Consider the following 14171-nt stretch of genomic DNA (forward strand, 5'->3'; position numbering starts at 1 on the left):
ATTCTTCAGCGAAGCATGTCTTCCAAGCTGTGGCGCGGCGGCCCCAGTCCTTGGATGAGATCGGCGTCTGCATCGCCTATGCGATTTCGCATCTCGCTCGTGTATTCAAATGCGTCGAGTTCGTCGTGCATGACGCGAGGGTGGATGAGAAGCAGGAGTTCGGTCCGGTTGCGGCGGCTATCCCGGCTACGGAACGCAGCCCCCAGCACGGGAATTTCGCCGAGCCCAGGAACTGCCGCATCCCTTTGCTCGGATCCTTCCTGGATGAGCCCGCCCAGCACCAAAGTACTGCCGTCTTGAACGGCGACAGTGGTCTCGATCTGACGCTGCCGGATCGTTGGGGAGTTGATCCCCGAAGTAGAGTTCGCGATGACACTGCTGACTTCTTGGCTGATATCGAGAGTTAGGCGGCCAGTCGCGCCGATCTGCGGGCGAACACTGAGGATGATGCCAGTGTCCCGGTAACTGACCGACGTAATTACAGGAGCATCGTCACTGGTTGTGCTATTAGAGGTTTGTGTTGCAACAGGAACCTGGTCGCCAATCTGGAGAACCGCTTCCTTGTTATCAAGCACTACCAATGTTGGAGACGCGATCACGCTGACATCGGTGACACCTGACAAGGTGTTGAGAACAAACCCTGCGTCGCCGACGGAAAAGGCTGACGAGAAGCCTGGATAGTTTTGCCCGAAGCTTCCGTTCGCCGCGTCCGTGAAGCCAACCCTAAGGTTGCTGTTCTCGAAGAACCACCGCACGCCAAGTTGCAGTTGGTCATTTAGCGTAACCTCGACAATCGTGGCCTCCAATGCCACTTGAGGTGCGCGCTGATCAAGATCCGCGAGGACCCGGCCAACCTCGTCGTGCTCTCGGCGCAGCCCTCGCACGATCAGTGCATTGCGCTCCGGATCGGCTGCGACGTGTGTTCCTGTTATTGCTCCCGCCCCGGCCCCTTCGTCTGCTCCGTCGAGGGAGGTAACAGCTGGGCTCTCGCTCAGGAGTTGGTCCAAAATTGGCGCGACCTCTTCGGCGCGGCGGTTGTTCAACGTGTAGATGCGCGTATACGCTTGAGACTGGCCAGCGCTGCGGTCCAGGTCGCGGATCCAGCGACGTGCGCGGTCCAGATATTCCGAACGGGCCGTGAGGACGAGAACCGAATTGAGCCGCTCATTGGGCACAAACTCGATGACACCGTCGAGCGAGCCTCCTTCTTGACTTTCGAAGATGGCCCGGAGCTCCTCAACAATATCATCAGGATCAGCGGCTTCCAGGCGAAACAGTGCCACCGACCGGCCCTGCATTACATCGACGTCGAAGATATTGAGGGCTTCTACGGCCGCACTCAGAATGGTGGCACTCCCGGAAAGCAGCAGTAGGTTTCTGTTCTGGTCCGGTGTTATGGAGAGGCCCCCTTCCGCCAGCGGGGCCATCAGTCCGGCCATCTCATTCGCCGATACGAAGCGTAGAGGCGCGATCACGATGGGCACGGCATATTCGTCGTAGCCGATTCCGTTTGCTGGTAAGAGACCTACGGGACCACGAGAGCCTTCGACGATTGCGAACAGGCCACCCTGGTCTTCGATACGGAGTCCGTTCGCGCGAAGCGCTGCATCAAAGAGATCGAAGAGCGCAGTTTTGGGGATGGGGCCGGTTGTCTGGATGGTAACGCGGCCGTCAACGTCGTCAGCAACGAAATAACTTCTGTGCAGAATTCCACCAAGAACCGCCTCGGCGGCTGCGGGTATGCTAGCATTGATTAGGCTCATTATGAAAGTAACCTCAGTCAGCTACGAATGAGGCTTTTCAGCGGAACGTAAATGCGTCGCGTGCTTCCGCCGTTAAACGGAATGATTTCGGAACGCCTACTTTGAGGGCAGGATGACCCCACTGAGTGTTTCTTCTATCCCACATACGGCCCGAAAACCCCGCGTCAGCGGCGTGCCCGCTTGATAACGCGCATCTGTTAAGAGCAAGTGCGCGCTCAACGGCATCCGGCCAAGCTTCGCTCCGTCCACTCGGGCACTCATCCTTGAGATGGTCAACAATCTGGAAGTGCTCCCGATCGCGTCAGAAGTTCATGGCGCCAATCTGTTTCCGAAGCATCTGACTTCGACGCATGAGGCGCTTCTGCTCCGCTCCTCAGTCTCGGGTCACCGCCGGCTGGAGTTTCTGGCTCTTTTCTGCTCTGCTCCCTGAGACTTGGGCCGCGTGAAGCTGGAGTTTTCGGCTACCATCCCCTGTCTGGGATAGGAGCTGAGGACGATGAAGGCATCGAGCTTCACGGAGGCGTTCGTGCTGAAGCAGGTTGAGGAAGGCACGGCGGTTGCGGAGATCTTCCGCAAGGCCGGGATGAGTCATGCGACATACTTCAACTGGAAGAAACGGCATGGCGGCCTGCTGCCCGACGAGATGCGCCGGCTGAAGGCGCTGGAAGACGAGAACGCGCGGCTGAAGAAGATCGTCGCCGACCTGACGCTCGACCGCGGGATGTTGCAGGACGTCATCCGCCGAAAGCTCTGAAGCCTGGTCGGATGCGCGAGCTGGTTCGCGGGATGTGCATCGATTGGGGCGTGTCGATCCGGGGGGCTTGTGGGGCCCTTCGCTTCGACACCTCGACGGTCCAATACAAGTCCCGGCGTACCGACCAGGCGGCCGTCGGGAGACGGATCAAGGAGATTGCAGAGACGCGCGTGCGCTACGGCTACCGGCGCGTGCACGTCCTGCTGCGACGTGAGGGATGGGTGATCAACATGAAGAAAACTCGGCGGATATACAATGAGTTGAGCCTACAGCTACGGAACAAGCACCCGAAGCGGCGGGTGAAGGCCAAGCTGCGGGAGGATCGGCAGGAGGCTGCCGGTTCGAACGAGGTATGGGCGATGGACTTCGTCCACGACCAGCTCGCCACAGGCACGAAGCTTCGGATCCTGACCGCCGCCGATACGCATTCTCGGCTATGTCCAGCAGCTGATCCCCGGCTCGCCTACCGCGGCGAGGACGTGGTCCAGACCCTCGAAAGGGTCTGTGCCAGGATCGGCTATCCGAACACGATCAGGGTCGACAACGGCAGCGAGTTCATCTTACGGGACCTCGACCTCTAGGCCTATGCCAACGACGTCACGCTGGACTTCTCGCGGCCCGGAAGCCGAACATCCTCCTCCACTTTGAGGTAAAGTCCGCTCCAGACGGGGAGACGGACGGCGAGGCGATCAAGGTTTAACGAGTAGCAGGTTAACGTGACGCTGAATTAGCGGGATACCGGGATACCCACGGTTGAGGTCGGCCGAAAGTGGGGGGCAAAGCAGCAAAGGCACCAATCAAACCCTCGTTTTCAGGGATTTGTGGTGACCTAACCACTGGAATAGGAAGAGACTATGGCCAAACGGCCCCCGTCAGTTTCCCCTGTAGTGCTTGCGAATATTGGCGATATGTTGGTGATGAGAAAAATTTCCAAGGAATACAGGGAAATCGACGTCAGACGACAGTTTCAGGATTTCTCTAACAAAAACTTCCGGACCGCAGACCCACAGGGGCTCTTTTACCCCCTCTCTAAATATTAGAAATCTGTTCTCAGGCGACCAGATGGCAGTCTGACTGTATCTGAGGCAATAGGCTGGAAGAAGCGAAGCGGCAGGTCGATCTGATGATCGAGGCGAAGAGATCATGACATTTGCGCATGCGAAGAGGACCCCCATACGTACCCTCAACCACTATGGGGGTCATGTCTGGGGGTGGCGCGGGCGCAATAGTGGAACATGGCTGCGCCAAAATCGGAGTTTCTGGTCCGCGACTTCATTTGAATTCGCGGATGAAAGGGACGGTGGCTCTGCCCCCGCCACCCGTGGATCTCTCTGAGGCGCCCCCTTGCGTGTCGCCCTCTCTCACGGCTCGGTCAGGAAGGGGTTCATCCTACGCAAGACCTTCTACGAAGTGTCCCTCTCAGTCTCCTTCACCCATGAAGAGATGCAGATCATCCGGATGCGGGGTCTGGCGAAGATCCTCCTGATGGAGCGCCGCCCGGCCAATGCCAGGGTCGATGACCGCGACCAGAAGTTCGAGCGCTGGGCGCGTGCGCAGGGCGTCCGCGACAGCGAGCTTGTCGCCCTCAATCTCGCTATCCGACGGGCGGGGCAGGAGGGGGCGCCCGAGCAGGCGCGCGCGCTCGAAGCGCTGCGCGTCCGGGTGCTGGCCGCGATGCCGTCGACCTTCGCTCGCCGCGCGGAGGCGGATGCCGAGGCCCTCCCGGAGGCGCAGGGCTTCGCCTCTCGCTGGGGGCCACGCGTCGCGGTCGACCTCTCGCTGCTCGGCGCCGTGACCGAGGACCTGCGTCAGCCCTGCGAACTGCAGATGCGCTACCGGGGCGCTGCCGGGACGACGCAGGAGCGTCTGATCGACCCGCACCGCCTGCTGCTCGGCACCCGGCGCTACCTGATCGCGCGGCCCTCAGGCGGGGACGGGATCATGCGCCGCTTCCGCCTAGACCGGGTCGAGGCTGCCGAGATCACCGGCCGCGTCTTCGCCCGGGACCCGAACTTCGACCTTGAGGACTTCTCCGCCCGCGCCTTCGGCGTCGTACGACGCCGAGGCCGAATTTGGCCCCGTCGTCTGGCGCTTCGCTCCGGCGGCCGCCGATGCCGCCCGGCAGTTCGTCTTCCATCCGGCCCAGACCTTCACCGACGAGCCGGACGGCTCACTCACCGTCCGATTAAGGGCCGCCGGGCACCTGGAAATGGTCTGGCACCTGTACCAGTGGGGCGCCGCCGTGGAGGCGCTGGAGCCCCCGGCGCTCGCCGCCCTGGTGGCCGGGCATCGGCGGACGGATTTTCGGCGCTGCCCTAGATTCAGGGGCTTGGCGGCAAGTTAAACGCCCGTCGTCCCGCTCCACGGCGGACTTTTCACCGCTCATACCCAGATTGTAACTTCCGGCCCCCTCCTGACATCCACGCGACCTGCCACGCCACGGTGCGGCGTCGCGGAAGCGGCCGACGGCGGGCGAGCGCGGCGTCGCTGGGGTGTTGTTCTCGGACAGTGCTGCGGATCGCGACGAGTAAGTTACGACCGAGAGGTCGGAGGCCGCGATGTCGCGAGAAGGCAGGACGGGAGAGGTGCGGATCCCCGGGAGCATCTGCGGCTGCTGGCCCTGAGCATGCGCCGTCATGGACCCAACCCGATCGGCTCCGCAATACGATCACCTCGGCGTCGGCGGAGAGGTTCGGGAAGAGACCTTCGCGGTCGTCTATCGGGAATTCCCGCCGAACAGGGATCTTGGGACGGAAGGTCACGGGAAGCCGGCATCGCACGCACGCGGACGCCAGAGCTGATGACAAGGCGATCTACGGTGACGAGCCGCCTTGTCCTTCAAGCGTTGTCAACTTGCGTCATGACGTGCCGGTTCGCCGGGCGAGCCACGCCTCGAGCTGGACGAGGGCGTCGTAGATCAGCACCGCGAACAGGCCCACGATCAGGCCGCCTTGCAGCACGAAGGCGGTGTTGTTGGTCAGAAGCCCCGCGATGATCACCTCGCCCAGCGTGCGGGCGGCGACGGTGGAGCCGATGGTTGCGGTGCCGAGCGCGATGACGACCGACAGGCGGATGCCGGTCAGCATCACCAGCAGGGCCAGCGGAAGCTCCACCCGCAAGAGGCGCTGCCAGCGGTTCAGCCCGATCCCCCGGGCCGCCTCCATCGTCGCGGGGGGCAGGGTCGTTAGCGCGGTGACCGTGTTCTCGAAGATCGGCAGCAGCCCGTAGAGGAAGAGAGCGACGAGGGTGGGACCGGCGCCGAAGCCGAGCACGGGGACGGCGAGCGCGAGGACGGCAACCGGCGGAAAGGTCTGGCCCATGTTGGTGATGGTCCGCGACAGGGGCCGGAACGCGGCGCCCGCGGGGCGAGTCACGAAGATCGCCAGCGCCACCGCGATCAGCGTCGCCGCCGCCGTGGCCGCGGCGACAAGGCCGAGGTGGCTGAGCGAGAGGGACAACAGCGAGCTGCGCTCATAGATCACCGGAGCGCCCTGCGGCGCCAGCGGTGCGAAGACCGGCGCGAACCATTCGGGCCGCAGCACCAGGGCGAGCAGGAGGAGGACGAGCGCGGGCCGGAGAATCGTGCCGACCTTCATGCGTGCAGTTCCGCCCGGGCTCGGATCGCAGCGAAGGTCACGCGCCCGATCGTCGCGCCGTCCTTCTCCACCGGCACGGCACTGCGCCCCGTCCAGAGGCAGGCCGCGAGGGCGTCTCGCAGGCTGGCCCCCGCCGGCATCGCCGCGCCCTCGGCCTCGCCGTCCTCGACGAGTTCGGAGAGCGGGATGAGCGACAGAAGGCGCAGTGGCCGCTCGACGTCGCCCACCATCTCGGCCACGAAGGGCGTCGCCGGTTCGGCGATGATCTCGGCCGGGGTCGCGTACTGGACGAGCTTTCCCCCGTCCATCACGGCCACCATGTCGCCGAGGCGGATCGCCTCCTCCATGTCATGCGTGACCAGCATGATCGTCGAGCCGAGCTGGCGCTGGATGCGGCGCAGATCGTCCTGCGCCCGCGCCCGGATGATCGGGTCGAGCGCGCCGAAGGGTTCGTCCATCAGCAGCAGGTCCGGCCGGGAGGCCAGCGCCCGCGCCACGCCCACCCGCTGCTGCTGCCCGCCCGAGAGTTCGGCCGGGTAGCGGCTGCGGAAGGCAGCCGGCTCCATGGAGAAGAGACTGAGCAGCTCGTCCACGCGGGCGCGGATCTTGTCCCTCTCCCAACCGAGGAGCTGCGGCACCGCGCCGATGTTGCGGGCCACTGTATGATGCGGGAACAGCCCGTGCCCCTGGATCGCGTAGCCAATCCGGCGGCGGAGGAGGTGCGGCTTGGTGGCGAGCGTCGATTCACCGTTGATCCGCACCTCGCCGGAGGTCGGCTCCTCCAGCCGGTTGATCATCCGCAGCAGCGTCGTCTTGCCGGAGCCGGAGGTGCCGACGATCACGGTGATCGTGCCCGTCTCGACCGTCATGGTGACGTGGTCGACGGCGGTCGCGTCGCCGTAGATCTTGGTGAGGTCGTCGATCTCGATCATGCGGTGTCCTTCGGGATCGGGCGTGAGAGCTCCACGAGGATGTCCATCACGATGGCGGAGACGAGCGCGAGCGCGACGGTCGGCAGTGCGCCCAAGAGGATGAGGTCGGTGGCCGTCTGGTTGAGGCCCTGAAAGACGAAGGTGCCGAAACCGCCGCCGCCGATCAGGCCGGCGATCACCGCGAGCCCGATGTTCTGCACCAGCACGATGCGCAGGCCCGTCAGGATCACCGGCAGGCCGAGCGGCAGCTCGACGCGCCAGAGCCGCTGGCCGGGCGTCATCCCCATGCCGCGCGCCGCCTCCAGCGCGGCCGGCGGGGCCGCGGCAAGGCCGGCGACGGTGTTGGCGACGACGGGGAGCAGCGAGTAGAGCACGAGCGCGAGAAAGGCGGGGGCGAAGCCGATGCCGGCGATGCCGAGGGCCCTCGCGCCGGGCACGCTGTCGCCCACCCAGCCGAGGATGGGGATCATCAGGCCGAACATGGCGAGCGATGGGATCGTTTGCAGGAGGCTCAGCGTCGGCAGCACGCTCTCCCGCAGCCCGGCCTTGCGGTGGCAGAGGATGCCGAGGGGAAAGCCGATGCCCGCCGCCACGGCCAGAGAGCCGAAGGCCAGTGCCAGGTGGCGCAGCGCAGCGTCAGCGAAGCCGTCCCGCCGCCCGGCATATTCCTGCATGATCGAGAGCGGGCTCAGCGCGCCCGACCACAGGATCAGCCCCAGCGTTCCGAGCACCGCCGCGAGCAGCCCGGCGCGCGCTACGGGCCCGGGCGTCCGCTGCGCCAGCGCATCGGCGAGCAGCAGCATGAGAATGAGGAGGAGGCACCAGAAGCCGAGGGCCGGCGAGACACGCGCATACTCGCCCGCGCCTTCCATGAGAGCCGGCGCGCCGCGCATCAGCAGCCAAAAGAGCCCGCCGAGTCCAATGATCGCGCCCGCGACCCGCAGCCGCTGTCGCCCGGCCTGCACGCCGAGCAGCAGGCCGGCCCCAACGGCGGCGATACCGGGAAGCGTCTCCGCCAGCGTCGCCAGCTGCCAGACCTGCACGCCCTCACCCGCGACGATACGGTTGGCGGCGAGCGTCATGAACGGGACAAGCAGCGCCGCCAGCCCAAGCACCGCAAAAAGAACGCCCGGCGGAGAAAACCCCCGCCGGGCGAGCGGCACAGCTCGGGGCTGAGCCGTCAATCGAGCACGCCGGCTTGCGTCAGGTAGTCACGCGCCACGGCCTCGGCCGGCTCGCCGCCGACCTGGATGCGCCCGTTCAGGCCCTGAAGGGTGACCATGTCAAGCTCGGCGAAGATCGGGTCGAGCACCTCGGGGATCGACGGATATTCCTCCAGCACCTCGGCCCGGACGATCGGCGTCGGCTCGTAGACAGGCTGCACGCCCTGGTCGTCCTCCATGACGACGAGACCGGTGGCGCCGATGCCGCCATCGGTGCCGTAGACCATCGCCGCATTCACGCCCGAGGTGCCCCGCGCCGCCGCCTGGATCGTCGCGGCCGTATCGCCGCCTGACAGGATCACCAGCTGGTCCTCGCCCATCTCGAAGCCGTAGGTCTCCTGCATCGCGGGCAGGACGGCGGGGGAGGAGACGAATTCCATCGAGGCCGCGAGCGTCACGTCGCCACCGCCGGCCACCCATTCGCCGAAGTCCGACATGGTGGAGAGGCCATTCTCCTCGGCCACCGGGCCGGTGACGGCGATGGCCCAGGTGTTGTTCGCCGGCGCGCTCTCAAGCCAGGTGATGTCATGCGCCTCGGCATCGAGCTCCGCGGCGCGGTCATGCGCGGCATCGGCGTTCATCCAGACATCGCTGTCGGCCTCGTTGAAGAAGAAGGCGGCGTTGCCGGTATATTCGGGATAGATATCGATCTGCCCCGCCAGCAGCGCCTCGCGGACGACCTGCGTGCCGCCGAGCTGCAGGCGCCGCTCCACCGGCAGGCCCGCGTCCTCGAGCGCGAGGGCGATGATGTTCCCCAGGAGGCCGCCCTCCGTGTCGATCTTCGACGAGACGGTGATCTCGCTGTCCTGGGCGGTGGCGGCAGAGGCTGCGAACAGCCCGGCGGCGACGATGAGAGGTGTCTTCACGGATGATCTCCTTCCGGGGACATACAATGCGCGACGCCGTCCGGCGTCAGCTCGTAGAGGTAGGTAGGTGAAGTCGGCTGGCTGCCAAGCTGGCAGGGGCCCTATGGGGTTCGAACTGCTCCTCAGGGTTTCATGGCTGATCGACGGCGCCAAGGGCTGAAGGCCAAAGGATGCGGCGCGCGAAGCGAACTGGAACGACTGGAAGGGTGTTCGCGACCCCGGCAACGATCCTCGTGCACATATAGCGAAGGTCCGCTTTGGGCCGTTGGCGGCAGGTATCGCGTAGGCTGCCCAACGGCCGCTATGGGCCGACGATGCCGCCCAGGTTCTAGGCTCTGGGCGGCGAGCGGCAGACCGGCAGCTTGATCGGCGCCATCACCGGACCATCGGCGGGAACAGACGTGCGAACCCTTCCTGCCGGCGGTAGGCAAAGCCGGGATAAGCCGCGTGGCGGTCCGACACGGCCGTCAGCCGGTCGATCTGATCGGCGCCGAGTTCCCAGCCCACGCTGCCGAGATTCTGCCGCAACTGCTCCTCGGTCCTGGCACCGACGATGACGCTGGCGATGGTGGGCTGCCTGATTAGCCAGTTGAGGGCGATCTGCGGCACCGTCCGGTCAGTCTCCGCAGCAATCTCGTCGAGCACATCGACGATCCCGAAAAGATGGTCTTCGTCCACCGGCGGGCCCAGGCTTTCGGTCTCGTGCAGTCGGCTCGTTTCGGGGCGCGGGTGGCCGCGACGGATCTTGCCCGTCAGACGCCCCCAGCCAAGCGGGCTCCAGACCATCGCGCCTACACCATGGCGTGCGGCAAGCGGCATCAGGTCCCATTCATAATCCCGCCCGATTAGGGAATAGTAGACCTGATGGACGACGGGCCGCGGCAGACCGTGCCGATCAGCCCCCGCGATCAGCTCCATCACCGCCCATCCGGGATAGTTCGACACGCCCCAATACCGCACCTTGCCCGCGCGGATCAGCATGTCGATCGTGGTCAGGACCTCCTCGGGCGGCGTCGCGGCGTCGAAGGCGTGGAGCTGCAGCAGGTCGATCCGGTCCGTCCGCAACCGGCCGAGCGCGGCTTCGACAGCCTGCACGAGCCGCGTTCGCCCTGTCCCCCAGTCCACGGGGCCATCCCCCATGGGCAAGCCTGTCTTGGTCGAGATCATGACCTCGTCACGCAGCCCCTCCAGCGCGGCCCCCAGAACTTCTTCCGAACGGCCGTCGGAATAGACGTCGGCGGTGTCGAACAGCGTCACACCGGCCTCCAGGCAGATGTCAACAAGGCGTCTGGCCCCGTCCACATCCGTGGTGCCCCAGTTCGAAAACAGGGGCCCAGTCCCCCCGAAGGTCCCCGTTCCGAAGCTCAAGGCGGGAACGCGCAGGCCGGACTGGCCGAGTTGGCGGTATTCCATGGTTGGTTTCCTTTCAGTTGGGAAGGGGTATGTCGCGATGCAGGGCGATGCTGCCGACTCCGAGTGCCGCGAGCGGAAAGAGCGCGGCCAGAAACGGAATGGCGCCGTAGGGCGCGCCGGCCGCGATCAGGCTGCCGCCGGCCCAGGCGCCGATGGCGTTTCCAAAGTTGAAGGCCGCGATGTTCACCGATCCGGCCATGGCCTGTCCGACCGCGCCGGCCTGCGCCATCACCCAAGTCTGCAGCGGCGCGACCGTCGCGAAGCCAGCCGCGCCGAGCCCCGCCGTCAGGATCGCGGCGGCCCACGGGGTCTCGGCGCCGACCCCGAGGAGCACGAGAACCACCATGAGCGCGCAGAACGATCCGAGGATGGTCGGCGCGAGGTGACGGTCCGCGAGCCGGCCGCCGATGAGATTGCCGACGACTAACCCTCCGCCGAAGCCCAAAAGGATCGGGGAGACGGCCGCGCGCTCGAACCCGGCCGTCTCCGTCAGGAGCGGGGTGATGTAGGTGAAGACCGCGAAGACGCCGGCATAGCCGAGCACCGTCATCGCGAGTCCGCGGAGGACCGGTGGCCGGCCCAGGACGGACAGATCGGCCCGCCAATCGCTGCGCTCGCCGCTGCCGTCCCTGGGCAGGACCGCCCACATCACGATCCAGGCGGCGATGCCGATTGCCGAGACGGCCCAGAACGTCATGCGCCAATCGGTCCGCTGGCCGAACCACGTGCCGAACGGAACGCCGAACACGTTGGCGAGCGTCAGGCCGGTGAAGACGATGGCGATCGCCGAGGCCTGCCTCTCCCGGGCGACCAACCCTTGCGCAACCACCGAGCCTACCCCGAAGAAAGTTCCGTGGGTCAGCGCCGTCAGGACCCGCGCCGCCATGAGCAAGGAATAGGTGGGTGCGAGCGCGCAGGCCGCGTTGCCGACGACGAATATGGCCATGAGGCCGAGCAAGAGCCGTCTGTGCGACCACCCGGCCGCCAACGCCGTCAGGATCGGGGCCCCGAACACGACGCCGAGCGCGTAGCCGGAGATCAAGGTCCCCGCCGTGGCGATCCCGATCGACAGGCTTTCGGCGACCTCCACCAGGAGGCCCATTATCACGAACTCAGTGACCCCGATCCCGAAGGCGCCGATGGCCAAGGCATAGAGCGCGATAGGCATGTCGATTTCTCCCGCCAAAGGTTAGCGGACATCTGGCTCGCATCCCGTCCTCGCACTAGAGATCTCCTGAGACCAACACTTGTGATCCACAGGAACAGATGCTGGGTGATCCGAACCGATTGCGCGACCTGGAAGTGTTCGTCCGGGTCGTCGCGGAAGGGAGCTTCTCCGCTGCGGCGCGGGCGACGGGGCTGACGCCCTCTGCGGTCTCCAAGTCGGTTTCACGGCTTGAGGACCGGATCGGCGCGCGACTGGTTCTGAGGACCACCAGGGCGCTGGCGCTCACCCAGGAAGGCGAGACGTTCCACGCCCGGGCACGCGACATCCTCGGTGCCCTCGATGGGGCGGAGCGGGAGGCGCGCGGAGATCGGGTTGCTGAAGGCGAGGTCCGGATCACCACCTCGGCCTCCTATGCCCACCATATCCTTTATCCGGCGCTGGAGCCGTTTCTGGTGCGTCATCCGCGATTGCGGATCGCGTGCGCGGTGACGGATCAGGTTGTCGATCTCGCCGGCACACGGGCGGACATCGCCGTGCGCGCTGGCGAGATGCCACCCTCCAGCCTTGTCGCCAGAAGCCTCGGGCGCGCCGAGCGTGTGACAGTCGCGGCGCCCCGATATCTGGATCGCCGCGGCACGCCCGGGTTGGTCCGGGACCTCGAAGCCCATGATCTGATCGGCTTCGCCTATCCCCGCCGCGCCGCGACATGGTGCTTTCTCGAGAACAACGCGACTGTAAACCTGTCCGTCCGGCCCCGGCTCAGCGCGACAGACGGAGAAGCCCTCCGCCACATGGCCCTGTCTGGTCTCGGCGTCGCGCGCCTCACGCGCTTCACCGTGGCGAAGGACATCGAGGAGGGCCGCCTCGTCGCCCTGCTCCCTTCCGCGACGGCAGAAGACGAACCCTTCCATGCCCTCTGGCTCGGCGGATCCCGCTCTCTGCCCCTCCGCCTGCGCGTCGTCCTTGATTTCCTGGGCGCGGAAGCCACAGTCGTCTGAAGCGCGCGGCGGGCGTTCTGGCTCTGCGCGGCGGATGGCGGCTTCGAGCCCAGTGTGTCGGATGCTGCATTTAACACGAATGACTGCTTCGAAGCTCCGGGTGCAATTCGCTGTAGGGACAGACATCATCTTCGAACGGCACATGCCGACGGCGAAAGCTTGTAGTCAGAACCGCTTCAGGACTGCTGATCCTATCCATGCGGAAATGGCGGAAGTCGTCGCGAGCAGGGTCCCAGCCGACGAGATACCATAGCGGAGGCAGGATCAGCATGGCTTGCGGTTCCACCTGCCGCTCGGTCTTGCGCTCTTTTGCATCGCGATAGTCGAACCGGATAAAGTGCCGGCCCAGAAACGCCGCCTCAAAGGCCCCTAGCAGGTCGGGGTCCATTTTCCCCATGCCCGACAAATTCTGCAAAGGTGACAGTTGACCGATGTGCAGGCATTCTAGAAACGCGCATAGGTCTTTCACCTTGTCCGACGGCAAGGCTTTTTCGATCTTGGCCAAGCCCGCATCTGCAAGTTCCGAGAACGGTAAATTCCCGGCGGCTCGCATCGCCGCGACGCTGATCAGCAGCGCGAATACTTCGGGCACGGACAATTTGGCACGTGTCTGCATCGATTGTGGGTCAAGCTGGAGGCCACCGCCGCGGCCGACGTCGGAATGGATCACATAGCCTTCGTTCCGCAGTGCGCCGATATCGCGCAACACTGTCCGGCGGGAGGCACCAACCTCTTCTGCCAATGCATCAACAGTGGATGTGCCGTTGCGGCGAAGGCTGCGAACGATGGCGTCTTGTCTAACTCTCACGTTCATCTCTCGAGCCTTATTACAAATGGTGACAGAATTTGGCACTACTTCGTCCTACACCGATTCTAGGAACTAAAAACAAGGAGATTTCGACATGGAACGGACGGCAGTGAACCCCTGGGACTGGTCGATCAAGTTGGGCTACAACCAGGCCGAGGTGATCGAAGGCGCGACGCGGCAAGTGATTTGCGCGGGGCAGACCGCAGTGGACGAAAACGGCGCCCCCCAGCATCCAGGCGAGATGCGCGCACAGATCAGTCTGGCCTTGGACAACCTTGAAGCCGTTCTTAACGGCGCAGGCATGAATCTTGGCAATGTCGTCAAGCTCGGCGTCTATGCAACTGATGTCGACGAGGCGCTGAAGAACTTAGACCTGATGGGCATGCGGTTCGGACCCCATCGGGTCGCACCGCCGATGACTCTTCTGGGAGCTACCCGCCTCGCGGTTTCCGGCTTGCTGTTCGAAATTGAAGCGACGGCAATGGCGTAAAGCCAGACACAACGGCCATTTGTTCTCGAAACTAAATGGCCGTTTCGTCCGCTCTCTTTGGTTGTAGGATGCCACGTCGCGCGTCAGGATACCGACGGGACAACCGCCTGAAAGGCAGGATGCATGTATCTTCTGACCGTTGCCGGAATCTGGGCCATCG

11 protein-coding genes and 2 pseudogenes are annotated in these 14171 nt (G+C 64.9%); 5 read left to right on the forward strand and 8 right to left on the reverse strand.

Features of this window, described 5'->3' with window-relative positions; translation table 11 throughout:
* Positions 1–5: 5 nt before the first annotated feature.
* The gene (gene gspD, locus GY170_RS06295) at positions 6–1763 is read right to left on the reverse strand and encodes a type II secretion system secretin GspD (protein WP_163891022.1); all 1758 of its coding nucleotides are present in this window, start codon (positions 1761–1763) and stop codon (positions 6–8) included.
* 496 nt (positions 1764–2259) lie between these two features.
* On the opposite strand from gspD, the pseudogene GY170_RS06300 reads away from it, so the two are divergent.
* The 3 genes and pseudogenes from GY170_RS06300 to GY170_RS18695 all read left to right on the forward strand — a co-directional run.
* Positions 2260–3158, forward strand: a pseudogene (locus tag GY170_RS06300) (IS3 family transposase); the annotation flags it as partial.
* 1033 nt (positions 3159–4191) lie between these two features.
* A pseudogene (locus tag GY170_RS18690) lies at positions 4192–4488 on the forward strand (WYL domain-containing protein); the annotation flags it as partial.
* Positions 4489–4537: 49 nt separating this feature from the next.
* The gene (locus tag GY170_RS18695) at positions 4538–4861 is read left to right on the forward strand and encodes a WCX domain-containing protein (RefSeq protein ID WP_394351481.1); all 324 of its coding nucleotides are present in this window, start codon (positions 4538–4540) and stop codon (positions 4859–4861) included.
* A gap of 514 nt (positions 4862–5375) precedes the next feature.
* On the opposite strand, the gene GY170_RS06310 is transcribed toward GY170_RS18695, so the two are convergent.
* The 6 genes from GY170_RS06310 to GY170_RS06335 form a co-directional block, all read right to left on the reverse strand.
* Entirely contained in the window at positions 5376–6113 is a 738-nt protein-coding gene (locus GY170_RS06310) for an ABC transporter permease (RefSeq protein ID WP_163891026.1), read from the reverse strand.
* Positions 6110–7045, reverse strand: a complete 936-nt coding sequence (locus tag GY170_RS06315) for an ABC transporter ATP-binding protein (protein WP_163891028.1) — start codon at positions 7043–7045, stop codon at positions 6110–6112. Before GY170_RS06315 ends, GY170_RS06310 begins: the two co-directional genes overlap by 4 nt.
* Positions 7042–8208 (reverse strand): ABC transporter permease, encoded by a 1167-nt coding sequence (locus GY170_RS06320; protein WP_490380062.1) that lies wholly within the window; start codon positions 8206–8208, stop codon positions 7042–7044. Before GY170_RS06320 ends, GY170_RS06315 begins: the two co-directional genes overlap by 4 nt.
* 17 nt (positions 8209–8225) lie before the next feature.
* Positions 8226–9134, reverse strand: coding sequence for a glycine betaine ABC transporter substrate-binding protein OsmF (gene osmF / locus GY170_RS06325; protein ID WP_209316608.1), 909 nt, complete (start codon positions 9132–9134; stop codon positions 8226–8228).
* Between the two features lie 375 nt (positions 9135–9509).
* Positions 9510–10547, reverse strand: coding sequence for an aldo/keto reductase (locus GY170_RS06330; RefSeq protein WP_163891033.1), 1038 nt, complete (start codon positions 10545–10547; stop codon positions 9510–9512).
* 13 nt (positions 10548–10560) lie between these two features.
* Positions 10561–11715 (reverse strand): MFS transporter, encoded by a 1155-nt coding sequence (locus GY170_RS06335; RefSeq protein WP_163891035.1) that lies wholly within the window; start codon positions 11713–11715, stop codon positions 10561–10563.
* A 98-nt stretch (positions 11716–11813) separates the two neighbouring features.
* Between GY170_RS06335 and GY170_RS06340 the strand changes: the two genes are divergently transcribed.
* Positions 11814–12713, forward strand: coding sequence for a LysR family transcriptional regulator (locus GY170_RS06340; protein ID WP_163891037.1), 900 nt, complete (start codon positions 11814–11816; stop codon positions 12711–12713).
* Positions 12714–12783: 70 nt separating this feature from the next.
* On the opposite strand, the gene GY170_RS06345 is transcribed toward GY170_RS06340, so the two are convergent.
* Complete coding sequence (locus tag GY170_RS06345; protein ID WP_163891039.1) at positions 12784–13527, reverse strand: helix-turn-helix transcriptional regulator; 744 nt, start codon at positions 13525–13527, stop codon at positions 12784–12786.
* 88 nt (positions 13528–13615) lie between these two features.
* Between GY170_RS06345 and GY170_RS06350 the strand changes: the two genes are divergently transcribed.
* Positions 13616–14011: a RidA family protein gene (locus tag GY170_RS06350; protein ID WP_163891041.1), complete on the forward strand. Its 396-nt coding sequence runs from the start codon at positions 13616–13618 to the stop codon at positions 14009–14011.
* The last annotated feature ends 160 nt before the right edge of the window (positions 14012–14171 follow it).

It is taken from the genome of Pseudoroseicyclus tamaricis (assembly GCF_012070395.1).
Taxonomy (GTDB): Bacteria; Pseudomonadota; Alphaproteobacteria; order Rhodobacterales; family Rhodobacteraceae; genus Pseudoroseicyclus_A; species Pseudoroseicyclus_A tamaricis.